Source organism: Ferviditalea candida, from assembly GCF_035282765.1.
Taxonomy (GTDB): domain Bacteria; phylum Bacillota; class Bacilli; order Paenibacillales; family KCTC-25726; genus Ferviditalea; species Ferviditalea candida.
The window spans coordinates 1-22,968 of the sequence record NZ_JAYJLD010000043.1 but is presented as its reverse complement, the minus strand read 5'-3'; the positions used below and the strand labels follow the sequence as shown (position 1 = coordinate 22,968).

The 22,968-nt window shown below is 49.2% G+C and carries 26 protein-coding genes and 1 other annotated feature; of the genes, 25 read left to right on the top strand and 1 reads right to left on the bottom strand.

What is annotated here, in order from left to right:
- The first annotated feature begins 403 nt into the window (after positions 1-403).
- From VF724_RS18770 to pssA, 7 genes are all read left to right on the top strand, one after another.
- Positions 404-862 (top strand): CtsR family transcriptional regulator, encoded by a 459-nt coding sequence (locus VF724_RS18770; RefSeq protein WP_371755780.1) that lies wholly within the window; start codon positions 404-406, stop codon positions 860-862.
- A gap of 16 nt (positions 863-878) precedes the next feature.
- On the top strand, positions 879-1,397 hold the full coding sequence (mcsA, locus tag VF724_RS18765; RefSeq protein ID WP_371755779.1) for a protein-arginine kinase activator protein McsA: 519 nt from the start codon (positions 879-881) through the stop codon (positions 1,395-1,397).
- 51 nt (positions 1,398-1,448) lie between these two features.
- A complete protein-coding gene (mcsB, locus tag VF724_RS18760) occupies positions 1,449-2,513 on the top strand; it encodes a protein-arginine kinase McsB (RefSeq protein WP_371755778.1) in 1,065 nt (354 codons plus the stop codon).
- Positions 2,514-2,563: 50 nt separating this feature from the next.
- Complete coding sequence (gene clpC, locus VF724_RS18755) at positions 2,564-5,005, top strand: ATP-dependent protease ATP-binding subunit ClpC (protein ID WP_371755777.1); 2,442 nt, start codon at positions 2,564-2,566, stop codon at positions 5,003-5,005.
- Positions 5,006-5,164: 159 nt separating this feature from the next.
- Positions 5,165-6,532 carry a DNA repair protein RadA gene (gene radA, locus VF724_RS18750; protein WP_371755776.1) on the top strand — a complete coding sequence of 456 codons (1,368 nt, stop codon included), beginning with the start codon at positions 5,165-5,167 and terminating at the stop codon, positions 6,530-6,532.
- Between the two features lie 65 nt (positions 6,533-6,597).
- On the top strand, positions 6,598-7,647 hold the full coding sequence (gene disA, locus VF724_RS18745) for a DNA integrity scanning diadenylate cyclase DisA (protein WP_371755781.1): 1,050 nt from the start codon (positions 6,598-6,600) through the stop codon (positions 7,645-7,647).
- 87 nt (positions 7,648-7,734) lie between these two features.
- Positions 7,735-8,469 carry a CDP-diacylglycerol--serine O-phosphatidyltransferase gene (gene pssA / locus VF724_RS18740; RefSeq protein ID WP_371755775.1) on the top strand — a complete coding sequence of 245 codons (735 nt, stop codon included), beginning with the start codon at positions 7,735-7,737 and terminating at the stop codon, positions 8,467-8,469.
- Positions 8,470-8,590: 121 nt separating this feature from the next.
- Here pssA and VF724_RS18735 read toward each other — a convergent pair whose 3' ends face one another.
- Complete coding sequence (locus VF724_RS18735; protein WP_371755774.1) at positions 8,591-8,986, bottom strand: nucleoside triphosphate pyrophosphohydrolase family protein; 396 nt, start codon at positions 8,984-8,986, stop codon at positions 8,591-8,593.
- A 401-nt stretch (positions 8,987-9,387) separates the two neighbouring features.
- Here VF724_RS18735 and VF724_RS18730 point away from each other — a divergent pair, with 401 nt between their 5' ends.
- The 18 genes from VF724_RS18730 to VF724_RS18645 all read left to right on the top strand — a co-directional run bounded on the left by VF724_RS18730 (position 9,388) and on the right by VF724_RS18645 (position 22,847).
- Positions 9,388-10,461, top strand: coding sequence for a PIN/TRAM domain-containing protein (locus VF724_RS18730; RefSeq protein WP_371755773.1), 1,074 nt, complete (start codon positions 9,388-9,390; stop codon positions 10,459-10,461).
- Positions 10,462-10,526: 65 nt separating this feature from the next.
- Complete coding sequence (gene ispD / locus VF724_RS18725) at positions 10,527-11,234, top strand: 2-C-methyl-D-erythritol 4-phosphate cytidylyltransferase (protein ID WP_371755772.1); 708 nt, start codon at positions 10,527-10,529, stop codon at positions 11,232-11,234.
- Positions 11,231-11,716, top strand: coding sequence for a 2-C-methyl-D-erythritol 2,4-cyclodiphosphate synthase (gene ispF, locus VF724_RS18720; protein WP_371755771.1), 486 nt, complete (start codon positions 11,231-11,233; stop codon positions 11,714-11,716). The genes ispD and ispF overlap by 4 nt, the downstream gene beginning before the upstream one ends.
- A 29-nt stretch (positions 11,717-11,745) precedes the next feature.
- A complete protein-coding gene (gltX, locus tag VF724_RS18715; protein WP_371755770.1) occupies positions 11,746-13,203 on the top strand; it encodes a glutamate--tRNA ligase in 1,458 nt (485 codons plus the stop codon).
- Positions 13,204-13,685: 482 nt separating this feature from the next.
- Entirely contained in the window at positions 13,686-14,342 is a 657-nt protein-coding gene (gene cysE, locus VF724_RS18710) for a serine O-acetyltransferase (protein ID WP_371755769.1), read from the top strand.
- Between the two features lies 1 nt (position 14,343).
- The gene (gene cysS / locus VF724_RS18705; RefSeq protein WP_371755768.1) at positions 14,344-15,753 is read left to right on the top strand and encodes a cysteine--tRNA ligase; all 1,410 of its coding nucleotides are present in this window, start codon (positions 14,344-14,346) and stop codon (positions 15,751-15,753) included.
- A gap of 3 nt (positions 15,754-15,756) precedes the next feature.
- Positions 15,757-16,179, top strand: a complete 423-nt coding sequence (locus VF724_RS18700) for a Mini-ribonuclease 3 (protein WP_371755767.1) — start codon at positions 15,757-15,759, stop codon at positions 16,177-16,179.
- A gap of 15 nt (positions 16,180-16,194) precedes the next feature.
- Entirely contained in the window at positions 16,195-16,938 is a 744-nt protein-coding gene (rlmB, locus tag VF724_RS18695; RefSeq protein ID WP_371755766.1) for a 23S rRNA (guanosine(2251)-2'-O)-methyltransferase RlmB, read from the top strand.
- 11 nt (positions 16,939-16,949) lie between these two features.
- Positions 16,950-17,465, top strand: coding sequence for an NYN domain-containing protein (locus tag VF724_RS18690; protein WP_371755765.1), 516 nt, complete (start codon positions 16,950-16,952; stop codon positions 17,463-17,465).
- 121 nt (positions 17,466-17,586) lie between these two features.
- Positions 17,587-18,237, top strand: coding sequence for an RNA polymerase sporulation sigma factor SigH (sigH, locus tag VF724_RS18685; protein ID WP_371755764.1), 651 nt, complete (start codon positions 17,587-17,589; stop codon positions 18,235-18,237).
- Positions 18,238-18,474: 237 nt separating this feature from the next.
- Positions 18,475-18,624: a 50S ribosomal protein L33 gene (rpmG, locus tag VF724_RS18680; protein ID WP_371755763.1), complete on the top strand. Its 150-nt coding sequence runs from the start codon at positions 18,475-18,477 to the stop codon at positions 18,622-18,624.
- Between the two features lie 19 nt (positions 18,625-18,643).
- The gene (gene secE, locus VF724_RS18675) at positions 18,644-18,856 is read left to right on the top strand and encodes a preprotein translocase subunit SecE (protein WP_371755762.1); all 213 of its coding nucleotides are present in this window, start codon (positions 18,644-18,646) and stop codon (positions 18,854-18,856) included.
- A gap of 111 nt (positions 18,857-18,967) precedes the next feature.
- A complete protein-coding gene (gene nusG, locus VF724_RS18670; RefSeq protein WP_371755761.1) occupies positions 18,968-19,501 on the top strand; it encodes a transcription termination/antitermination protein NusG in 534 nt (177 codons plus the stop codon).
- 214 nt (positions 19,502-19,715) lie between these two features.
- Positions 19,716-20,141 carry a 50S ribosomal protein L11 gene (gene rplK / locus VF724_RS18665; RefSeq protein ID WP_371755760.1) on the top strand — a complete coding sequence of 142 codons (426 nt, stop codon included), beginning with the start codon at positions 19,716-19,718 and terminating at the stop codon, positions 20,139-20,141.
- A gap of 64 nt (positions 20,142-20,205) precedes the next feature.
- Complete coding sequence (rplA, locus tag VF724_RS18660) at positions 20,206-20,898, top strand: 50S ribosomal protein L1 (protein WP_371755759.1); 693 nt, start codon at positions 20,206-20,208, stop codon at positions 20,896-20,898.
- 82 nt (positions 20,899-20,980) lie between these two features.
- Positions 20,981-21,129: a sequence feature (ribosomal protein L10 leader region), on the top strand.
- 77 nt (positions 21,130-21,206) lie between these two features.
- Positions 21,207-21,719 (top strand): 50S ribosomal protein L10, encoded by a 513-nt coding sequence (rplJ, locus tag VF724_RS18655; RefSeq protein ID WP_371755758.1) that lies wholly within the window; start codon positions 21,207-21,209, stop codon positions 21,717-21,719.
- A 67-nt stretch (positions 21,720-21,786) separates the two neighbouring features.
- Positions 21,787-22,152 carry a 50S ribosomal protein L7/L12 gene (gene rplL / locus VF724_RS18650; protein WP_371755757.1) on the top strand — a complete coding sequence of 122 codons (366 nt, stop codon included), beginning with the start codon at positions 21,787-21,789 and terminating at the stop codon, positions 22,150-22,152.
- A 92-nt stretch (positions 22,153-22,244) separates the two neighbouring features.
- Entirely contained in the window at positions 22,245-22,847 is a 603-nt protein-coding gene (locus VF724_RS18645) for a class I SAM-dependent methyltransferase (protein WP_371755756.1), read from the top strand.
- Positions 22,848-22,968: the final 121 nt, after the last annotated feature.

Sequence of the window (22,968 nt, the reverse complement as noted above, 5' to 3'; positions counted from 1 at the left end):
CGAACGTTAAGCCCTCCAGCGCCGATGGTACTTGGACCGAAGGGTCCTGGGAGAGTAGGACGTTGCCAAGCGAAACGAAGAACGTCTCTGATCGATTGGACCGATCAGGGGCGTTTTTATTTTACACTCAACCAACTCATTCGTTTGATCCCTGACATGAAACGGACATGAATGCAAATTTAACTAAAAGGCAAAATTCACAAGCATCAAAATCAAAAATGTTAGAAATAATGCAAATAAAGGCACGACAAGAATAAAAGCAAGGGGGATAATCGGGCTTTGTTAACACACACTAAATTACATTCATAGTACTTGAAAAAACGTATATGAATTGGTTATAATAAAATCATACAAAGTCAAAGAAAGTCAAAGTCAATCGTGCGGAGGTTTGGAGGAAATATTCATGCGGAATATCTCTGATATTATTGAACAATATCTGAAGAATATGATGCAGGCTGGCGATGGCATGATTGAAATCCAACGCAATGAATTGGCCGATCAGTTTCAATGCGTGCCGTCGCAGATCAACTATGTCATCGGAACACGGTTTACTTTTGAAAAAGGATACCTGGTTGAAAGCAAGCGCGGCGGTGGCGGATATATTCGAATCCAAAAAGTGGAGATCCCCAAGCTGGGCTCGATTCAGGAGCACATTGTTCAGAACGTTGCCAATCAGATGGATCAAACTACTGCGGAGGGTCTCATATACCAATTAGAGGAGGCCGAATTTATCACCAGACGCGAGGCCAATCTCCTCAGGGCGGCCATTTCCAGGGATACCCTTACTTTAAAACTTCCACTGAGAGATGAGATCAGGGCGAAACTGTTGAAAAGCATGTTGATTGCGCTGCTCAGCAAATAAAGGGGAGGGATTGCCCATGAATTGCCAGGATTGCGGGAAAAGACCGGCGACTCTTCATTTTACCAAGATTGTAAATGGAGAAAAAACGGAATTCCATTTTTGTGAAACCTGTGCAAGAGAGAAAGGAGAGCTGATTCCGGGAGCGCCGAACGGTTTTTCCATTCATAATCTGCTGTCCGGTTTGCTGGATTTCGAGCCGGGCAACACGAACGCAATCGGAAGCAAACCGCAGGAAGTACGCTGTGAGGAATGCGGATTGACGTATGCTCAGTTTGGCAAACTCGGACATTTTGGCTGCAGTTCCTGTTACTCTTACTTCTCGGATCGGTTGGATCCCATATTGAAGCGAGTTCACGGAAACACAGTGCATGTCGGTAAAATTCCCAAACGAGTCGGAGGCCTCATTCGCGGCAAGCGTGAAATTGAAGAGTTGAAGAAGGAGCTTCAAAGCCGGATTGAGAAGGAAGAATTTGAAGATGCGGCGCGAATCAGGGATCAGATCCGTGAACTGGAGAAAAAATTCGCCGCGAATTGACCGCCATAACGCATGCCGGTCAAACAGCGCTGGTGCATGGAGGTAAGGCTAATGTCGTTGCGTCATTTTATCAATCAAGCCCTCAGCGAATGGATGAAGGGAGGCGGCCCGGAGTCCGATATCGTCATCAGCAGTCGGATTCGCATAGCGAGAAACTTAAGAAAGTATCCCTTTCCGATGATGTCAACGGGACAGCAGTCCCAGGCGGTGCTCGATGAAATACTGAATAGTGTAGACAATGACGAGTTCCATTCCATCAGCAAATTTGAGACCATTCAACTGGCCGACATTAATGAATTGGAACGAAGGGTTTTGGTGGAAAAGCATCTGATCAGTCCCAATCTGGCTGAAGAATCCCGCAACGGCGCCGTCATCCTGAGCGAGGACGAATCGATCAGCATTATGGTTAATGAAGAAGATCATTTGAGAATACAGGTGCTTTATCCCGGGTTTCAAATAAGAGAAGCATGGAATCTGGCATGTAAAATCGACGATATTTTGGAATCGAAATTGGACTATGCATTCGACGAAAAACGAGGATATTTAACGAGTTGTCCAACCAATGTTGGCACCGGAATCCGCGTTTCGGTCATGATGCATCTACCGGCTCTTGTGATGACCCAGCAAATCAATCGAATTTTGTCGGCGATCAACCAGGTGGGATTGGCTGTGCGTGGATTGTACGGTGAGGGAAGCGAAGCGATCGGCAACTGGTTTCAAATCTCCAATCAAATTACGCTCGGTCAGTCGGAAGAGGAGATCATCAACAATCTGTACAGCGTTGCGCGCCAGATTATCGAGCATGAACGGGCAGCGAGAGAAAGGCTTTTGGCTGATTCGAGGCCCAGAATCATGGATCGGGTAAGCCGGTCATACGGTATTCTATCGCACGCGGGAATCATCGATTCCAAAGAAGCGGCCCAACGGCTGTCGGACGTACGATTGGGAATTGATCTGGGATTGATCAAGGATGTCTCCGCGAATGTCATGAACGAACTGATGGTGATGACACAGCCGGGTTTTTTACAGCAGTATGCAGGAAAAAAACTGTCGGCAGATGAAAGAGATATAAGAAGAGCTGAAATGATTAGAGGAAGATTGGTTAAGAATGGATAGTAAGCGTGTTTGACAACATGGATGACAAATCTTTTTTGGAGGTGTAGAACATGATGTTCGGAAGATTTACGGAACGTGCTCAGAAGGTGCTGGCATTGGCCCAGGAGGAAGCGGTTCGTTTGGGTCATAATAATATCGGTACGGAGCATATCCTGCTCGGTTTGATCCGGGAGGGTGAAGGGATTGCGGCAAAGGCGCTGATTGCTTTAGGTCTCGGGTTGGAAAAAATTCAGGACGAGGTCGAAGCTTTAATCGGCAGAGGCCAAGAGCAGCCGATGAATATTGCTTATACGCCAAGAGCGAAAAAAGTCATCGAGCTGTCCATGGATGAAGCAAGGAAACTCGGACACACTTATGTCGGGACAGAGCACATTCTGCTTGGCCTGATTCGGGAAGGTGAGGGTGTTGCGGCCCGAGTGTTGAATAATCTGGGGGTCAGCTTGAATAAAGCCAGACAGCAGGTCTTACAGCTTCTCGGCAGCAATGAGGCCGTTTCGACTTCCCATGGTACTGCGGCCAATGTGAGCACGCCGACGCTCGACAGTCTGGCGAGGGACTTGACGTCCGCCGCCAAAGAAAGCAATTTGGATCCGGTTATCGGCCGCAGCAAGGAAATTGAAAGAGTGATTCAAGTGTTGAGCCGCCGGACGAAGAACAATCCCGTTCTGATCGGCGAACCCGGCGTAGGTAAAACGGCAATCGCCGAAGGGCTGGCACAAAGGATCGTCAATAACGAAATTCCGGAGACCCTTCGCGATAAAAGGGTAATGACCCTCGACATGGGTTCGGTAGTCGCGGGTACCAAATACAGGGGCGAATTCGAAGATCGTTTGAAAAAAATCATGGATGAGATCCGCCAGGCAGGAAACATCATTCTGTTTATTGATGAGTTGCATACTCTGATTGGAGCCGGCGGGGCGGAAGGAGCCATCGACGCCTCCAACATCTTGAAGCCTGCTCTGGCCAGAGGAGAACTGCAGTGCATTGGAGCGACCACGCTGGATGAATACAGAAAATACATCGAGAAGGATGCCGCTCTTGAGCGCAGGTTCCAGCCGATCATGGTCGATCAGCCGACGCCCGAGGAAGCCATCTTGATTCTGCAAGGCTTGAGGGACCGTTACGAAGCCCACCATCGGGTCAAAATCACGGATGAAGCGATCGAACAGGCGGTTAAATTGTCGGACCGCTACATTACCGACCGATTCCTGCCGGACAAAGCGATCGATCTGATCGACGAAGCCTCTTCAAAAGTTCGTCTGCGTTCTTATACGGTACCGCCGAACCTGAAGCAACTGGAAAGCCGTCTGGAGGATATACGCAAGGAAAAGGATGCGGCCGTGCAGAGCCAGGAATTTGAAAAGGCGGCTTCCCTCAGGGATACGGAACAAAAAATGCGGGAAGAACTCGAAAAAACTAAAAATGAATGGAAAGAAACCCAAGGCAGAACCGATTCCGAAGTGTCACCTGAAGATATCGCGCAAATCGTGGCCAGCTGGACAGGAATTCCTGTCAGTCAACTGGCCGAAGAAGAAACGGAACGCTTGTTGAAGATGGAGTCGATTTTGCATGAGCGAGTGATCGGCCAGGATGAAGCGGTCAAAGCGGTCAGCAAAGCTATCCGCAGGGCCCGCGCAGGTCTGAAGGATCCGAAACGACCGATGGGATCGTTTATTTTCCTCGGCCCCACAGGAGTCGGCAAAACGGAATTGGCACGGGCTTTGGCTGAGGCGATGTTCGGTGACGAGAATGCCGTAATTCGCATCGATATGTCCGAGTATATGGAAAAGCATTCGACGTCCAGACTGGTCGGAGCGCCTCCCGGATATGTGGGATATGAGGAAGGCGGTCAATTGACGGAAAAAGTCCGCCGCAAGCCGTATTCGGTTGTCCTTTTGGATGAGATCGAGAAGGCGCATCCCGAAGTTTTCAACATCCTGCTGCAGGTGCTGGAGGATGGAAGATTGACCGATTCCAAGGGCCGGATGGTCGATTTCCGCAATACGCTGATCATTATGACATCCAATGTCGGTGCGGAGATGATCAAGAAGAATTCCGCGCTCGGATTTACCGCCGCAGAAGATTCCGGCAAGGATTACAACAACATGAAGGACAAAGTGATGGCGGAGCTGAAGAAAACGTTCCGACCGGAATTTTTGAACCGCATCGATGAAATCATCGTATTCCATTCGTTGGAACAGGAGCATATCGGAAGAATTGTGACCTTAATGTCCGAAGAACTGCGCAAGCGTCTGAAGGATCAGGATGTCAATTTTACATTGACCGACAAAGCCAAGGAGTTTTTGGCCAAAGAAGGCTACGATCCTGTGTATGGCGCCCGTCCTCTCCGGAGAGCCATTCAAAAGCACATTGAGGACCGTTTGTCGGAGGAATTGCTGCTGGGGAATATATCTAAGGGCGATACGATCACTATCGATGAAGAAAACGGCGAACTGGTGGTCCGTAAAGGGGAGCACGTCAGCGCCAAGTAACTGTCAAGACATTTTTGATGGACAGTTCTGTGAAAAAAAAGCATGCCGAACATTCGATGAATGGGGGCATGCTTTTTTTCTAAGCTTGTCTCAGGGGTTTTCAATCATTGGTTGAACATGGTAAACTTTGAAGTGATAATAAGAATCAGGGGAACAGATATGACCAAAACAAAGACCAAATTTTTTTGTCAGGAATGCGGATACGAATCCCCAAAATGGATGGGCAAATGCCCGGGATGCCAAGCTTGGAACAGCTTTGTGGAAGAACGGGTTGCATCCTCCAAAAACCCCTTCTTTGATACCGAGGGCAATTCGACGAAAGAAACGGCGGCTTCAATCATAGAAATAAAAGGTAGTCAGGAGCAGCGCATTATGACGGATATTGGGGAGTTGAACCGTGTTCTCGGCGGAGGTTTAGTGCCGGGTTCCCTCATTCTGGTGGGGGGCGACCCCGGGATAGGCAAATCTACCCTTCTGCTGCAGGTTTCCCATTCTTTGGCCAAATCGGGATTGAAAGTTCTGTATGTTTCCGGTGAAGAATCGGCCAGACAGACGAAACTGCGTGCGGACCGTTTAAATGCGTTATCTCCCAATATTTTTGTGCTTTGTGAAACGAACATGGAGCACATTGAAGAATCGATCGAAGCGGTGCAGCCTGATTTTATGGTCATTGACTCGATCCAGACCGTGTATCATCCCCTTATTTCCTCAGCCCCGGGGAGCGTTTCCCAGGTTAGGGAATGTACGGGCAAATTTATGCGAATGGCCAAGGGCAAAGGGATAGCAACGGTTCTTGTGGGCCATGTTACAAAAGAGGGGGCCATAGCGGGCCCGAGATTGCTGGAGCATATGGTAGATTGCGTCCTTTATTTCGAAGGCGAACGCCATCACAGCTATCGGTTGCTTCGGGCGGTCAAAAACCGTTTCGGTTCTACGAACGAAATGGGCATATTTGAAATGAGCGAGGTCGGCTTGCGGGAAGTAGACAATCCTTCTGAACTGTTTCTTTCCGAAAGACCGATCGGTGTTTCCGGGTCGGCTGTGGCAGCCAGCATGGAAGGGACACGACCGGTGCTTGTTGAAATTCAGGCATTGGTATCACCTACCAATTTCCCGACTCCCCGAAGAATGTCAACGGGTATTGATCATAATCGCCTTTCGCTGATTATCGCGGTTTTGGAGAAAAGAATGGGTATGGTCCTGCAGCATCAGGATGTGTTCGTCAACGTTGCCGGAGGAGTAAGGCTGGATGAGCCGGCGGTAGACCTCGCGGTGGCCATCAGCATCGCTTCCAGCTTCAGGGACAAATCCACCGGTCCGTTCGATGCGGTGTTTGGGGAAATTGGACTAACCGGGGAAGTAAGAGGCGTATCCAGAGCGGAACAGCGTATTAAAGAAGCGCAAAAATTAGGCTTCAAGAAAGTAATCATGCCCGAGAAAAGCATGAAAGGCTGGACTCCTCCCGCAGGAATTGAAGTGATTTCCATCGCTACGGTAACCGAAGCATTGAATGCTGCATTAAATTAATTGCTAAGCTATGTTGAACTGGCACAGGAGGTAGGCATGTGAAAGAAGATGGTGCAAGGGATGTCATGAACCAACTGCTCACGATGGTGGCTCCAGGGACACCTTTTCGAGAAGGGCTGGAAAATGTGCTGAGAGCCAAGACAGGCGGATTGATTGTCGTGGGTTACAGCCCGGAGGTCATGGAGATTGTAGACGGGGGTTTTTCCATTAACTGCGACTTTTCTCCGAATTATCTATATGAATTGGCGAAGATGGACGGCGCCATTATCTTAAGCGAGGACTTAAAGCGCATACTATATGCGAATACCCAATTGATACCGGATTCTTCTATTTCCTCGATCGAGACGGGAATCCGCCACCGGACGGCTGAACGTGTGGCCAAGCAAACCGGGAAAATGGTTGTTTCCATCTCGCAAAGAAGAAATGTGATTACCCTTTATCAGGGGAACCTCCGATACGCGTTAAAAGATATCGGAGTTATTTTGACGAAAGCCAATCAGGCCATACAGACCTTGGAAAAATATAAGGCGGTTCTTGATCAGGTATTCACGAATCTAAGCGCCTCCGAGTTCGAAGAGCTTGTAACGCTGCATGACGTTTCCAATGTGATTCAGCGGGTGGAAATGGTATTGCGAGTGCGCTCGGAAATTGTGAAATACATAAATGAACTGGGGACTGAAGGCCGATTGATCAGCATGCAGATGGAGGAGCTTGTATCGCAGATTGATCAGGACGCTGAACTGCTGCTGAAAGATTACAGCAGGGATCCGAGTGATGAGAATATCAAGGGTATCCGGATCTGCTTAAAAAACCTGACTTCCGATGAACTGATGAACCATCACGAAGTGATCCGTCAGTTGGGATTTCCGGCCAACAGTTCCGTTCTGGAGGAAGCGATTTCCCCGAGGGGCTTTAGAATGCTCCATAAAATTCCGCGTCTGCCGTTAGTCATCATACAAAATTTGGTCGATCATTTCGGACATCTGGCTCATATTATGATGGCAACGATCGAGGAATTGGATGAAGTGGACGGGATCGGAGAAATTCGGGCCAGGAACATAAAAGAGGGGTTGAAACGGATTCAAGAACAGGTATTCATTGACAGACATATATAATTTGCATACAATCGAAAGATGAACAATTAGAACCGTACTAATGATCCTTATCGGATAAGGGAATAGTACATTCGAGGTGTAAGCAGAATGATAGCGAAATCGCTGCCCAGCATTTTTACGGTAGGTAATTTGTTTTTGGGGATACTGTCGATTATTTTTGTGTTTAACAATAGACCGGATTACGCGGCCATGATGGTCATTGTTGCGATGCTGATGGACGGTTTGGACGGCAGAGTGGCACGGGCCCTGAATGTTCAAAGCGAATTCGGAAAGGAGCTTGACTCCCTTTCCGATGTCATTTCATTCGGAGTGGCTCCGGCCTTTGTGATCTATGTGGTCGGTTTGCAGGAAGTAAATCCGGCGGCAGCTTGGATCGCCACGGCCGTGTTCCCGATCTGCGGAGCGCTGCGTCTGGCCAGGTTTAATGTCAAGGCCAGCACGCCGGGATATTTTATCGGCCTCCCGATTCCCGCTGCCGGCGGTGTACTGGCGACTTTGGCGCTGTTCCACAATGAAATTGCAACTCCGATTTTGCTGCTAAGTGAACTGTTCCTGTCCTTTCTAATGGTCAGCACGGTCAAATACCCCAGTTTCAAAAAAGTGGGAATACCGAAATCGGCCATGTGGATTCTTCCAATCATTGTGGCGATTGCCGTCGTTGTGGCAATCAAGTATCCGGGGACGCTGTCCAAGCTGATTTTCGTTCCGTTGGTTCTTTATGCGCTGTACGGATTAAAAAAAAACGTTAGAATATTGAATCGCCGAACAAGACGGATGAAACTTGAAGAGCAGCGGGAAATCGAAGCCCGCGACATCGTTTAGCAATGATGCGGCGCAACAACTGCAACCGAATATAGGAAAAATAAAAAGCATTTATTTTCTGCGGAAGCTGAAAATAAATGCTTTTTTTGTGAAACCAGCGTCTCTACCGCGAGGCGTGCTTTTAGGACATATTGAAAAAGCCGAGGGTTGAGCATTTTTGGGATTCACGATCGATGACTTCTTCCAAATTGATCTCCAACAAATTGCAAAGCGCGGACATATAAAAGAGGTTTCTTCCCAATTCGGAACTGACGATTTCTTGACATTGTTCGCATAAATGGCCGTGGACATGGGTACCCAACATCTCACGAAGCCGTTCAGCCGAGTAGTCGAGCGAATATTGCTGCTTTTGGGCGCTCACTTCAATGCAGCCGCATTCGGTTATCGCTTTCGTAACGGACCGATTGACGGCGGCGTTGGTTTGCTGAAATTTGGATATTACATCGAGCAGACTGCGGTGACGGAGCAACAGTTCGGATACTTGATCCTGAAAGCTTTTAAGACTTGAAACGCTCATTCCCTTCACCTCTTACCGTTCAATTCAATTCCATTATATAAAAACCATTATTATAATTCAAAGCTTGATTTTTAAGAATTATAAAAAAACTTATATTTGCATCGTTCCAATGGGGGAATGGCCATCGCGGTATTTTGCCGATAGGGGTGTTTTTCACGCAATAGTATCCGAATGCTTTCCGATACGGTAAAAAAATTGCCGTCGGAAGATTAGTCCGCGTCAAATTTGTTCATAATTGTAAGGAACAAATAGAATATTGTTCTTACCACATAAGAATTTAATCAGTTTTCGGTCATTCGGAAAGGCAAATTCTTATGGGCATGAAAAACTTCCTTTACTCAAGGTCCGGCTTCTTTGAAGGACTTCGATAGAAGTTTTTCCTATGTTTCAGGAGGTGAAATATGTTGAAGCGATGGCTGCAACTATTATTAACAGGGATCGGCGGATGGACAGGTTACGTTTTGAACGATTGGCTTGCGGGTTCGTTCGGACATCCATTCGGCTGGAGTCCGGCAATTCGGGAATATGTCATGATGTTATTGGGAGCAACATTGGCATTGATATTGTCGTATTGGTTTTCAGAATGGATTTTCATGCGATGGACTCTGGCGGAGGAAAAGCTGAAAAAAATGCCGATGGCGGAATTGCTGGCCGGCATGCTGGGGTTGTTGGGAGGATTGTTGGTTTCCGTATTATTGTATCCGCCGGTATCAAGGATCGACGGAATGCCGAGCGCAGTGCCGATAGTGATAGCTGGTTTGTTGGGGTTTGCGGGTTTCCGGATTGGGGTCGGCAAACAGGAGGAGCTGCAATCTTGGGTTTCCGGTATCGGGTCAAAGGATAAGAGCAAGGGGAAAAAGATATCCGAGCAGCATAAAATTCTCGATACAAGCGTCATTATCGACGGACGGATCGCCGACATTTGCAAAACGGGATTCATTGAAGGGACGCTGGTCATTCCGGAATTCGTGCTGGAAGAACTCCAGCATATCGCCGATTCTTCGGATCTGCTCAAGCGCAACAGAGGGCGCAGGGGATTGGACATCCTGAACAAAATCCAGAAAGAACTGGATGTCAAGGTGCTGATTTACGAAGGTGACTTTGAGGAGATTACGGAAGTGGACAGCAAGCTGGTGCGTTTGGCGAAGGCGCTGAACGGGAAAGTGGTGACCAACGATTTTAACTTGAACAAAGTATGCGAGCTGCAAGGAGTTTCGGTGTTGAATATCAATGATCTGGCCAATGCGGTTAAACCGGTCGTGCTCCCCGGTGAAGAAATCCTCGTGCAAGTCATAAAAGACGGAAAAGAACATGGTCAAGGCGTTGCTTATCTCGATGACGGCACCATGATTGTGGTTGAAGGCGGACGGGATTTCATCGGCTCGACGATTGAGGTTTTGGTGACCAGCGTACTGCAAACATCTGCGGGGAGAATGATTTTTGCAAAGCCGAAACTATTGGAAAAAGCGCTGTAAAACGATTATGATAAGAAGGGCACAAGTCATTATTCAATCGTTTAACACAGGCAGGGGTTTTGTTGATGGGGAAATTGGGAGTCATTATTGTTGCCGCGGGAAAAGGCAAGCGGATGGGAAGCAGCGAAAGCAAACAATTTCTTCCTTTGGGGGACAAGCCGATCCTGGTTCATACACTGGAAGTGTTTCAGCAAATGGACGAGGTTGACGCTATGGCGCTTGTCGTATCCGAGGAGCAAAGGATACGTTGCAGCGGTTACCTCGAAAGGTATGGACTGCATAAAGTGAAAGCCATCGCAGCAGGCGGGAAAGAACGCCAGGAATCTGTTTATCGGGGAATCCGGGCACTTGAGGCGATGGGCATGGAGTGGGTTCTGGTGCATGACGGCGTGCGGCCGCTTGTTCGCCCGGAGAAGATCCGCGCTTGCTGGCAGCAAGCCAGGGACAAAGGGGCGGCCGTCTTAGCCGTGCCCGTTTTCGATACCATCAAGGTGGTGGACGCCTCAGGGCAAATTGTGTCCACGCCGGACCGTAAGAGCCTGTGGGCTATGCAGACGCCGCAGGCTTTTCGTCTTTCCGATCTGAAGCGCGCGCATGAGCGGGCGATGGAAGAAGGATACGAGGGAACGGATGATGCGGCGCTGGCCGAAAGAATAAATATGCCCGTGTTTGTGGTCGAAGGGGACTATGACAATATCAAGATCACTACGCCGGAGGATTTGAAATGGGCGCAATATGTGCTGAATGAAAGACTGGGGGGAGAGGGGTCATGATACGCGTCGGACAGGGTTTTGATGTACATCAGCTGGCGGAAGGAAGAAAATGCATCGTTGGAGGAGTTGAGATCCCTTTTAACAAAGGGCTGCTGGGACATTCGGACGCCGATGTGCTTCTGCATGCCGTCGCTGATGCCATTCTCGGGGCTTTGGCGCTGGGGGATATCGGACGCCATTTTCCGGATAACGACGACAATTACAAGGATGCGGACAGCATGCAGCTGCTGAGACAGGTATGGAAGCTGGCCGTGGAGCGGGGATACAAGCTTGGAAATCTGGATGCGACAATTATTGCCCAGAGACCCAGGATGGCCGAATACATTCCGCAGATGGCGGAGAACATTGCCGGAGCGCTGGGAGCGGAAGTCACACAGGTCAACATAAAAGCGACGACGACGGAAAAGCTCGGATTTACCGGCAGAGAAGAAGGAATTGCCGCGCAATCGGTTGTCTGCCTGCTGCAGGATATGCTAAATTAATTTTAGGAAAGAGAGAGGAGCGTTTTTACATGTCTGATCAAGTCCGCGTCCGTTACGCGCCCAGTCCGACCGGCCATCTGCATCTCGGCGGGGCACGGACGGCGCTTTATTGTTATCTGCTTGCACGGCATACGCAAGGAGCTTTTGTTGTCCGCTTTGAGGATACCGATCAAACCCGTCATATGGAATCCGGGATCCAAAGCCAATTGGAGGGCTTGAAATGGCTCGGCATCGATTGGGATGAAAGCGTCGATATCGGTGGCCCCTATGGCCCGTACAGACAAATGGAGCGGCTTCAGCTGTATCAGCCGTTCATCGATAAATTGATTGAAGAAGGGAAGGCCTATCCCTGCTACTGCTCCGAGGAAGAATTGGCGCAGGAGCGGGAGAAGCAGGAGGCCCGGGGAGAAACTCCATTGTACTCCGGCAAGTGCCGTCATTTGACTGCAGGGCAGCGGGAGCGGCATCGGGAGGAGGGGAGAAAGGCCTCCATTCGCTTCCGGGTTCCGGAGGGGCTTACGATTGCGTTTGAAGATCGGGTCAGGGGGCACGTGGAATTCGAATCGGACGGTATCGGCGATTTTATTATCGTTCGGCCGGACGGGATTCCGATGTATAATTTTGCGGTTGTCCTGGATGATCATATGATGAAGATTTCGCTCGTCATCCGGGGCGAGGAGCATCTGACCAATACGCCTCGGCAAATTTTGCTGTATCAGGCTTTGGGATTCGACATTCCGGAATTTGCGCATATTTCGCTGATTCTGAATCAGGACCGCAAAAAGATGAGCAAGCGGGACGAATCGATCATGCAGTTTGTCGAGCAATACCGGGATCTCGGATATCTGCCGGAGGCGCTGTTGAACTTTATCGCGCTGCTGGGCTGGTCGCCGGGGGGCGAAGAGGAGATTTTCAGCAAGGCAGAGCTGATCGCCAATTTCAGCGTGGACCGTCTTTCCAAAAGTCCGGCCGTGTTCGACACCGACAAGCTGAATTGGATGAGCAATTTATATATGAAAAACGCTGATTTAAACCGGGTGGTCGAATTGGCCGTTCCGCATTTGCAGAAAGCCGGATATATTCCGGAGCAGCTTGATGCGCCGTTGCGTCAGTGGGTGGAGTCGCTGGTCAAATTGTATCAGGAGCAATTGAGTTATGCTGCGGAGATTGTAAAATTAACGGAGTTATTTTTCAAGGAAGAACCGGAATTTGAGGAAGAATCCAAGCAGATCTTGTCTGAAGAGCAAGTGCCTGCCGTGCTGAACAGTTTTTATGCGGGAGTGAGAGATGACGAGGATTTCACCCCGGAGGGGATTAAGCAGCTGCTGAAGCATGTGCAGAAAGAGACGGGCTTTAAGGGCAAGCAATTGTTTATGCCGATTCGGGCTGCGGTTACGGGACAAACGCATGGCCGGGATCTTGATCAAACCCTGTATTTGTTGGGCAAGGATAAAGTGCTTCGCCGCTTGTCCGCTTTTGTCAGATAAGCTCTTGGGAGTGTTATCCGACGAAAACAAGATCTTGAATATTTATTCAATTTAAGAGTGTATTCAAAAGTTGGATCGCTGCGCAAAAGGGGCATCCAGACCAATGGAACGGGATAAATGTATTGTGTGTTGCGGACATTTTTTGTATACTTGAAAAAAAGGCATATTCACAAAGCGACGATCAGGAGAGTACGATTAAGCAGGGTCTTGCCAGAGAGGATAACCGATAGCGTAAAGCTTGGGCTGCAAGTTATCCATTCCCGTTAAGCGGAAATGCGCCTGTGAGCTTTGAAGCCGAGATGCCGTAAGGCAGGGTAGGTTTTAACGAGCGGCTCGCGTTAAGAGTCTGGAGAAGGGCGGCCTTTGGATCGGGCATGCCCAAGCAGAGTGGAACCACGTGAATACACGTCTCTGCAGCATTATGCTGCAGGGACTTTTTTATTGGATGGATAATAAGAGAACTGAAAGCGGGAGGTATCAGCATGGTTCGTTTTTTGCGGTCGATGAAATCGGATATTGAGGCTGTCTTTGCCAACGACCCGGCGGCGAGGAGCACGCTGGAGGTCGTTTTGACCTATTCCGGTCTGCATGCTGTATGGTGGCATCGGATCGCGCACTGGTTTTTCAGGCACAACTTGTTTTTTATTGCAAGGGTCATCTCCCAGTTTTCGCGTTTTATGACGGGAATCGAAATCCACCCGGGGGCCCGCATCGGACAGCGGTTATTTATTGACCATGGGATGGGAGTGGTGATCGGGGAAACCTGCGAAATCGACGATGATGTGGTTATTTACCAGGGAGTAACTCTTGGCGGAACGGGAAAAGAAAAAGGGAAGCGGCATCCGACGATCGGCAAAGGTGTCGTGCTTGGTTCCGGAGCCAAGGTGCTCGGTTCTTTCAAAGTCGGGGAATATTCGTTTATCGGGGCAAACGCCGTTGTGTTGAAGGAGGTCCCGCCGAACTGCACGGTTGTCGGCATTCCCGGAAAGATGGTCAAAAGCAACGGCGAGCGGACGAATCGGCTGCAGCACGGGGCGATGCCCGACCCGGTGCAGGAACTTTGCGGGCAGCTTCAGCGGCAAATTGATGAAATGCGGCGGGAACTGGAAACCCTAAAGAAGATTGGGGGTAAGGTTTGATATGGCGCTGAAAATCTACAACACCCTTACAAGATCCAAGGAAATTTTCGAGCCGCTCACACCGGGCAAGGTGAAGATGTATGTATGCGGTCCGACGGTTTACAACTACATTCATATCGGGAATGCCCGTCCGTTCATCTTCTTCGATGTCGTGCGGAGATATTTGACCGCCATCGGCTATGAAGTGTCATACGTCATGAACTTTACCGATGTTGACGATAAATTGATCCGCAAGTCTTTGGAAACGGGAATGAGCGTGCCGGAGCTGTCCGACAAATTCATCGAAGCCTTTTATGAGGATGTCGGAGGCCTGGGGATCCGGGAAGCAACCGTTCATCCGCGGGTCACAGAGAATATGCAGGAGATCATTCAGTTCATTCAAGGATTGACGGATTCGGGGTATGCATACGAGAAAGAAGGAGACGTATACTTCCGGACTGAAAAATATCCGAAGTACGGCGAACTCTCTCACAAAAATCTGGAGGAGCTTCAATACGGCATCCGCGTGGAGGTCGATGAAAGAAAAGAGGACCCCCGGGATTTTGTGCTGTGGAAAAAAGCCAAGCCCGGTGAGATCAAATGGTCCAGTCCGTGGGGCGAAGGCCGTCCGGGGTGGCATATCGAATGCTCGACCATGGCCAAAAAATATCTTGGGGAGACGCTGGACATCCATGGGGGAGGACAGGATCTGCAGTTTCCCCATCACGAATGTGAACGGGCGCAGTCCGAGGCGCTCAATGGACAGACCTTTGTGAAGTATTGGATGCATAATGGATACATTAACATCAACAACGAAAAAATGTCCAAATCCTTGAACAACGGGATCGACGTGCGGGATATGCTGCAGATGTACCGTTTTCAAGTCATCCGTTTTTTCATGCTTTCCGCGCATTACCGCAGCCCGTTGAATTTCAGCCACGAGATTATGGAGCACACGGGACATAGTTTGGAACGGATCGACAATTGCCTTGCGGATTTGCGGCATCGTCGGAAAACGGCAATGGACGCCGTGCTTCGCGATCACGATCGGGCATTCATGGAAAAAATCGATCAAGCGATGGAAAGATTTCACGAAAAGATGCAGGAGGACTTCAATACCCCGGATGCGATCACTGCCGTTTTTGATATGGTCAGCGAAGCCAATCTGTATCTGAAATCGGAATCGATTCCCCACCAAGCCCTGCAGCATGCCATGGATGCCTTTAAGCAAATTGACGACATCTTCGGCATTCTCCAGGGAGAAGAAGCGGAGCTGTTGGATGAGGAAGTGGAGAAGCTGATAGCGGAACGGATTGAAGCCCGGAAGAACAAGAACTGGGCGAGGGCCGATGAGATTCGTGATCAGCTAACGGCTAAGGGGATTCAACTGGAGGATACGCAGCAGGGAATCCGCTGGCGGCGGAAGGTTTGACGGATGAACGGCTCATTGTTTGCTTTTCCGCCTTCCAAAGACCCCAGCCAATTGAATCCGCTGGTGTTGGCCTACATCGGGGACGCAGTATACGATGTGTACGTCAGGCAGTATCTCATATCTTTGCGCAATCATCGTCCGCAGCATCTTCATGCCCAAGCGGTGAAATTCGTCTCGGCCAAAGCGCAGGCCCAATTTTTGAAGAATTGGCTGCCGTTGCTTACCGAGGAGGAATTGGATGTTGTCAAAAGGGGGCGCAATGCGAAATCCGGGAGTGTGCCGAAAAATGCGGATATTTTGGATTACCGCCACGCCACTGCGTTCGAATGCCTGATCGGCTATCTCTATTACAGCGAGAGATTTGACCGGCTTCGCGCTCTGCTGGATCAGGTTATTCCGATCCATTCCCCCATATCGGAAAAATAACGAGGAGGATGAATGATGGCAGAAGAATATATTGCAGGCCGCCATCCGGTGCTGGAGGCATTCCGTTCCGGTCGGGCGGTGCACAAAGTATGGATTGCTGAGCAATCGCAAAAAAACACGATGCATCCGATTGTGGAAGAAGCCAAAAATGCGGGAGCGGTCGTTCAATTTGCCGACAGGCGGAAACTGGATCAGCTGGTTCCCGGCATCCAGCACCAAGGTGTTGTGGCACAGGCTGCCGCGCATGAATACGTTGATCTTGAGGATATTGTGGCCGAGGCCAAGCGGAAAAATGAAATGCCCTTTCTATGCTTGCTCGATGAAATTGAAGATCCTCATAATCTCGGATCGATTTTGCGGACAGCCGACTGCACCGGCGTACATGGCGTCGTGATTCCGAAACGGCGGTCCGTCGGATTGACCGCCACCGTATCGAAGACATCCGCGGGTGCGGTCGAATATGTGCCTGTTGCGAGGGTGACCAATCTTGCGCAGACGATCGATCGCTTGAAGGAATGGGGAATATGGATCGCCGGAGCCGATGCGGAAGCCGAGCAGGACGTGTATGGCTTGGATTTGTCACTGCCGCTTGCATTGGTCATCGGGAACGAAAACAAGGGCATCAGCCGTTTGATCAAAGAAAAATGCGACTTTCTGGTTAAGCTCCCGATGCAAGGCCGGATCAATTCTCTGAACGCTTCGGTGGCTGCCGGAGTTTTGATGTATGAGGTTGTCAGACAAAGAAAGAACAATGGATAAGAGAGTGGGCCATGCAGGAATATCTGATTGTCGACGGTTATAACATTATAGGAGCCTGGCCCGCTTTGACAAAGCTCAAAGAGGTCAATCTGGAAGAGGCCAGAGATCGCCTGATTGATATTCTTGCCAATTACCAGGGATACTCCGGAATGCGGATTTTGATTGTTTTTGATGCCCACCAGGTGCCCGGCTTGGGGAGGGAATACAATCGAAGCAAATTAAAGGTGATTTATACGCGGGAGAAAGAAACCGCAGATGAATGCATCGAACGCCTTGTAGCCGAATTGTCGCAAAAAAGAGTCCGGATTCATGTGGCCACCTCCGACTTTGTCGAGCAGCATGTGACGTTCGGAAAAGGAGCGCTGCGGATTTCGGCCAGAGAACTGCTGATCATGGTTCAGCAGAGCGGAAAAGAAATCTCCGCCAAAATTGAAGGAGAGCGAGGCCCGAGAGGCAGCACCTTCGATAATGCGTTAAGCAAGGAAATCAGGAATATATTCGAAAAGTGGCGTAGGAGCAGAGAGTGAAAAATCCTGCAAAGCCTTGAATAACTGCGTATAACTGGTTGACGATATCAGAATTTGTCATGTATACTTATCCTATCTTTGAGTAAAGAATCGCGCAGCCTTGCAGGCCGGAGGGATGTTAGTGAATGTCGACCTCAATGAGTCGGGTATGCAAGAGTATGACCTCAAGACGGATGAGGATGTAGTGGAAGCGGTCCGTTTGGGGGACAGCGAAGCATTGGAATACTTGATCAACAAGTACAAGAATTTCGTTCGAGCCAAAGCCCGCTCTTATTTTTTGATTGGCGCCGATCGGGAAGATATTGTGCAAGAAGGAATGATCGGTCTCTATAAATCGATTCGCGATTTTCGGGGAGACAAGCTGGCCTCATTCAAGGCCTTTGCCGAGCTGTGCATCACCAGGCAGATCATTACCGCGATCAAGACCGCGACCAGACAAAAGCACATCCCTTTAAATTCATACGTTTCATTGGACAAGCCCATTTATGATGAAGACTCCGACCGTACGCTGCTCGATGTCATATGCGGCTCCAAAGTTTCTGATCCGGAAGAATTGATGATCAACAAAGAGGAATTTTCCGGATTGGAAGATAAAATGGGGGAGATTCTCAGCGATCTCGAGCGCAAGGTGCTGATGCTCTATCTGGACGGACGCTCGTATCAGGAAATCGCCGTGGATCTTGACCGGCATGTGAAGTCGATCGATAATGCCCTGCAGCGCGTGAAGCGCAAGCTCGAGCGTTATTTGGAAGTTCGCGACATCGTTTTCTAAGAAGCATCCGTTGCAGGAGCATTTTAATATGTATAAGGGCCGAGTTGTTGGCAATAATTTGAGATATTGGAGATCGGTTGGCTTGAGCAGCCTTTCGGCACCCCCGCAAACAACATTTTCTTGACACGTACATTTGGTTGTGCTAAAGTGTTTTAGGTAGCCCCTGAAAAGAGGGACTTTTTTTAATTTGTTAATGGTTTGCTATCTTAAGAAGGTTTTGTTCGGGAGGTGTCCAACATGCGGGTTATCATTACACTGGCTTGCACAAACTGCAAGCAGAGGAATTATACGACCAATAAGAACAAGCGAAACAACCCCGACCGCTTGGAGATGAAGAAATTCTGCAAGTTCTGCAATGAGACTGTGCTTCATCGCGAGACAAGGTAGGGTATGGAGGTGGAGTTGAGTGGCGTTTCTGAACAGAATGAAGCAGGGGTTTGGAACTACATTTTCTTTTTTTGCAGACAGTTGGTCCGAACTGAAAAAGGTTCGCTGGCCGGGTCGCAAAGAACTGTCGAGCTATACCGTTGTGGTTGTGGTGACGGTTCTGTTTGTAACGATCTATTTTGCGCTTATCGATCTTGGTCTTTCCGAACTGCTGCGCGTTATTTTTAAATAAGCAGACGCCCTATGCCATTATCAAATGGCAAGCGGAAGCGTCCTCGAAGAATTCACATGGAACAGTTTTAAGCGGAAGTGAATTTTCAGGTAGATCTGAAGGTGGCCTTTTATGGAAAAAAGATGGTATGTGGTGCATACCTATTCAGGGTATGAGAACAAAGTGAAAGCCAATTTGGAAAAGCGCGTGGAATCGATGGATATGCAGGACAAGATATTCCGTGTGCTGGTTCCGATGGAAGAAGAAATCGTGAACAAGGACGGCAAAAAGAAAATCGTCATGCGCAAAGTGTATCCCGGCTACGTGCTGGTCGAGATGATACAGACGGACGATTCTTGGTATGTCGTGCGAAACACGCCGGGGGTTACCGGTTTTGTCGGGTCATCCGGCTCCGGTTCGAAACCCATACCTCTTCAACCTGATGAGGCCGAAGCCATTCTTAAACATATGGGTATGGAAGAGCCCAAGCCGAAGATCGATTTCGATCTAAAGGAAACCGTTCGCGTCAAAGTCGGCCCATTTGCGGACTTCGTGGGCACGGTAGAGGATATTCTTGCAGATAAAAGCAAACTTAAGGTTCATGTCAATATGTTCGGCAGGGAAACCCCGCTCGAGTTGGATTTTACTCAAGTGGAAAAAATATAATAGCTGCTTCCATCCTTTGCGGCTTAGATTTCTCAAGGTCTATTCCTGCAGGATAGACCTTGTTTGATGATTCGGGAAGGTGCTTTTTTCCGGAATTGCATGTCTGAATCATCGATGGTATGCGGCAAGCCGTATGCACATATGGCGCAGTCGTTTATCTTGGTGGGAGGGTCATTCCCGTATTTACCACATTATGGGCAAGGAGGTGTCTCGCATGGCCAAAAAGGTTATTAAAGTCGTCAAACTGCAGGTTCCCGCAGGAAAAGCTAATCCGGCACCGCCTATTGGACCGGCGCTGGGGCAAGCTGGTGTCAACATTATGGCATTCTGCAAGGAATTCAACGCGCGTACGGCTGATCAAACAGGATTGATCATTCCTGTGGAGATTTCGGTTTTTGAGGATCGCTCATTCACGTTCATCACCAAAACTCCGCCGGCTGCTGTTTTGCTGCGTGTCGTAGCAGGAATCGAAAAGGGTTCGGGCGAACCGAACAAGAAAAAAGTGGCTACGGTGAAGCGGGCCAAAGTCCGTGAAATTGCCGAGCAAAAAATGCCGGATTTGAATGCGGCGTCAGTTGAAGCCGCCATGCGTATGGTTGAAGGAACCGCACGCAGCATGGGCATTAAAATCGAAGACTGATTAAACCCGTTTTTGCAAAGCGTGGGAGGATTATCCGTTATTACCACAGAAGGAGGAAATGGAAATGGCCAAGCAAGGCAAAAAGTATCTCGAGGCCTTGAAATTAGTCGACAGCGATGCCCAGTATGAGCCTGCCGAAGCGGTTGAGCTCGTAAAGAAAATGGCGACGGCAAAGTTTGACGAAACCGTTGAAGTGGCGGTTCGTCTGGGAGTCGATCCGAAGAAGCAGGATCAGGCCGTTCGCGGCGTTGTCGTAATGCCTCATGGAACGGGGAAAACAAGACGCGTGCTTGTTTTTGCCAAAGGCGACAAAGCCAAAGAAGCTGAGAATGCGGGAGCCGATTTTGTCGGCGATCAGGATTATATCAATAAAATCCAGCAAGGCTGGCTGGAATTCGACGTATGCGTAGCCACCCCAGACATGATGGGGGAGGTGGGTAAGCTGGGTCGGATCCTTGGCGGCAAAGGACTGATGCCGAATCCGAAAGCGGGTACGGTAACGTTCGAAGTGGCCAAGGCGGTGCAGGAAATCAAGGCGGGTAAAATCGAGTATCGTCTTGATAAAGCCGGACAAATTCATGCGCCGATCGGCAAGGTGTCCTTTGACGCGGATAAGCTCAACGACAACTTGCGCGCATTAATCGAAGCGCTGCTGAGAGCCAAGCCGGCAGCGGCCAAAGGCGTTTATCTGAAAAACATCGCGATATCTTCCACAATGGGACCGAGCGTTAAAGTCAACACCCAATCTTACAGATAAGGGAGTATGGGTGCTGCATAGCGGTATTGACTTTTTCGATCCCGAGTGGTAGGCTATGTGATGTCGTCTGATGAAAGCCTCTCGAAAATGAATATGTTTACCGTAGACAGTAGGTGCCTTTTGGGCTTAATTTCCTACCGAGGTGTTGTGAATACATGATCGCGTTACGATGATTGTGAAATTTCCCATTCCGGCCTCCGTATTGTCTGCGGAGGCTTTTCTTTTGAGGTTCTATCCTCGGTTGCGGTTAAACGTGTTTGAAGCAAGGTGATGTGCTTGATGACGCAGAATACAGGAGGTGTACAGGTTTGGCTAATGAAAATGTGATTCGCGAGAAAGAACTGCTGGTCAGCGAAGTGTCGACCAAGCTGCGGGAGAATTCCAGCACTGTGCTGACCGACTATCGCGGTTTGAATGTTGCTCAAGTGACAGAACTTCGCAAGACCCTGAGGGAAGCTGGGGTCGAGTTCAGGGTTCTGAAAAATTCACTGGTTCGCAGAGCCACTGAAGCAACTCAGTTTACAGAACTGGATGTTCATTTGAGCGGCCCGACCGCTTTTGCTTTCAGTAAGGAAGATGCGATTGCCCCGGCAAAAATCTTGTCCGAGTTCGCGAAAAAGAATGAAAACCTGAAGCTGAAAGGCGGAATAGTGGAAGGCAAAGTGGTCGACGCTGATCAAATCAGAGCGTTGGCGGCGCTTCCTCCGAGAGAAGGCTTGCTGTCCATGCTGCTCAGCGTGCTCCAGGCTCCGGTACGCAACTTTGCACTTGCCGTCAAGGCGGTTGCCGATCAAAAGGAAGGCGGAGCACAGGAAGCTTAGTCCGAAAGTTACAGGCATTGCGGCTGAATTTCACTTGATTCATCATTAGAAAATTGGAGGTAAGATCATGAGCAAAGAGCAAATTATTGAAGCGATTAAATCGATGACCGTGTTGGAATTGAACGACCTGGTAAAAGCTATCGAAGAGGAATTCGGCGTAACCGCCGCAGCTCCTGTGGCCGTTATGGCAGGCGGAGCCGCTGCTGCCGAAGTGGAAGAGCAAACTGAATTCGATGTTATCCTGACGAACGCTGGCGCATCCAAAATCAACGTTATCAAAGTCGTTCGCGAAATTACGGGCCTGGGTCTGAAAGAAGCGAAAGAAGTCGTTGACAATGCTCCGAAACCGATCAAAGAAAAAGTGGCCAAAGAAGAAGCCGATTCTATCAAAGCAAAGCTGGAAGAAGCCGGGGCAACTGTCGAAGTCAAATAATCCCGAAATGGATGAAAAACCCCTTGAAGTGGATTACTTCAAGGGGTTTTTATACAAAATAGGTATATGTCTGTATTAGTCGGGGGGGCGTTATGTCGGAACATTATTTCAGTCAAACGCCGTCTGTCCGGCATGACCGCCGGAGGATGGAAGTTCGGCTTCGCGGCAGAAGCTTCGAGTTTGTGACCGATAGCGGAGTTTTTTCCAAAGAGGGTATAGATTTTGGCAGCAGATTGCTGATCGAGACTATGGTGATTCCCGAGGACGCGGCGATTTTGGATGTCGGCTGCGGCTACGGTCCGATCGGAATTACGGCCGCTTATCTGGCCGCGAAGGGAAAGGCGACGCTGATAGATATTAACGAGCGAGCGGTACAACTTGCACAGGAAAACGCGGCACTGAACGGCATTCACAATGTAGAGGCGATGCAGAGCGATTTGTTCGATAAAGTAAGGAGCGAGAAATTTACGCATATCTTGACCAATCCGCCGATCCGCGCGGGAAAAGGCATTGTGCACGCAATATTTGAACAAGCTTCCGAGCATTTGCTTCCTCAGGGGGAGCTGTGGGTCGTAATTCAGAAGAAGCAAGGGGCTCCATCCGCATTCAAGAAATTGGAATCTATCTTTCCAAGCGTGGAAGAAGTGAGCAAAGACAAAGGGTATCGTATCTTCAGGGCGACACGAACGTTTTGATTTTTGCTCGGATAGTAAATTTTGTGTCAAACGTCTGAGAAAATGTCACCTTAACTCGTCCGAGAAAATGTCACTTTTGTAGTGTTCCGAGCCACCGTTAGGTGGCTTGGACTGTCTTTGA

Excerpts from the sequence above, each read along its gene's own strand:
- cysS (WP_371755768.1), top strand. The coding sequence starts at position 14,344 with ATGGCGCTGAAAATCTACAACACCCTTACAAGATCCAAGGAAATTTTC.
- mcsA (WP_371755779.1), top strand. The coding sequence starts at position 879 with ATGAATTGCCAGGATTGCGGGAAAAGACCGGCGACTCTTCATTTTACC.
- mcsB (WP_371755778.1), top strand. The coding sequence starts at position 1,449 with ATGTCGTTGCGTCATTTTATCAATCAAGCCCTCAGCGAATGGATGAAG.
- VF724_RS18730 (WP_371755773.1), top strand. The coding sequence starts at position 9,388 with ATGTTGAAGCGATGGCTGCAACTATTATTAACAGGGATCGGCGGATGG.
- ispD (WP_371755772.1), top strand. The coding sequence starts at position 10,527 with ATGGGGAAATTGGGAGTCATTATTGTTGCCGCGGGAAAAGGCAAGCGG.
- disA (WP_371755781.1), top strand. The coding sequence starts at position 6,598 with ATGAACCAACTGCTCACGATGGTGGCTCCAGGGACACCTTTTCGAGAA.
- gltX (WP_371755770.1), top strand. The coding sequence starts at position 11,746 with ATGTCTGATCAAGTCCGCGTCCGTTACGCGCCCAGTCCGACCGGCCAT.
- pssA (WP_371755775.1), top strand. The coding sequence starts at position 7,735 with ATGATAGCGAAATCGCTGCCCAGCATTTTTACGGTAGGTAATTTGTTT.
- cysE (WP_371755769.1), top strand. The coding sequence starts at position 13,686 with ATGGTTCGTTTTTTGCGGTCGATGAAATCGGATATTGAGGCTGTCTTT.
- rpmG (WP_371755763.1), top strand. The coding sequence starts at position 18,475 with ATGCGGGTTATCATTACACTGGCTTGCACAAACTGCAAGCAGAGGAAT.
- VF724_RS18770 (WP_371755780.1), top strand. The coding sequence starts at position 404 with ATGCGGAATATCTCTGATATTATTGAACAATATCTGAAGAATATGATG.
- rplK (WP_371755760.1), top strand. The coding sequence starts at position 19,716 with ATGGCCAAAAAGGTTATTAAAGTCGTCAAACTGCAGGTTCCCGCAGGA.
- rplA (WP_371755759.1), top strand. The coding sequence starts at position 20,206 with ATGGCCAAGCAAGGCAAAAAGTATCTCGAGGCCTTGAAATTAGTCGAC.
- VF724_RS18700 (WP_371755767.1), top strand. The coding sequence starts at position 15,757 with ATGAACGGCTCATTGTTTGCTTTTCCGCCTTCCAAAGACCCCAGCCAA.
- nusG (WP_371755761.1), top strand. The coding sequence starts at position 18,968 with ATGGAAAAAAGATGGTATGTGGTGCATACCTATTCAGGGTATGAGAAC.
- VF724_RS18690 (WP_371755765.1), top strand. The coding sequence starts at position 16,950 with ATGCAGGAATATCTGATTGTCGACGGTTATAACATTATAGGAGCCTGG.
- radA (WP_371755776.1), top strand. The coding sequence starts at position 5,165 with ATGACCAAAACAAAGACCAAATTTTTTTGTCAGGAATGCGGATACGAA.
- rplL (WP_371755757.1), top strand. The coding sequence starts at position 21,787 with ATGAGCAAAGAGCAAATTATTGAAGCGATTAAATCGATGACCGTGTTG.
- ispF (WP_371755771.1), top strand. The coding sequence starts at position 11,231 with ATGATACGCGTCGGACAGGGTTTTGATGTACATCAGCTGGCGGAAGGA.
- VF724_RS18735 (WP_371755774.1), bottom strand. The coding sequence starts at position 8,986 with ATGAGCGTTTCAAGTCTTAAAAGCTTTCAGGATCAAGTATCCGAACTG.
- rlmB (WP_371755766.1), top strand. The coding sequence starts at position 16,195 with ATGGCAGAAGAATATATTGCAGGCCGCCATCCGGTGCTGGAGGCATTC.
- VF724_RS18645 (WP_371755756.1), top strand. The coding sequence starts at position 22,245 with ATGTCGGAACATTATTTCAGTCAAACGCCGTCTGTCCGGCATGACCGC.
- clpC (WP_371755777.1), top strand. The coding sequence starts at position 2,564 with ATGATGTTCGGAAGATTTACGGAACGTGCTCAGAAGGTGCTGGCATTG.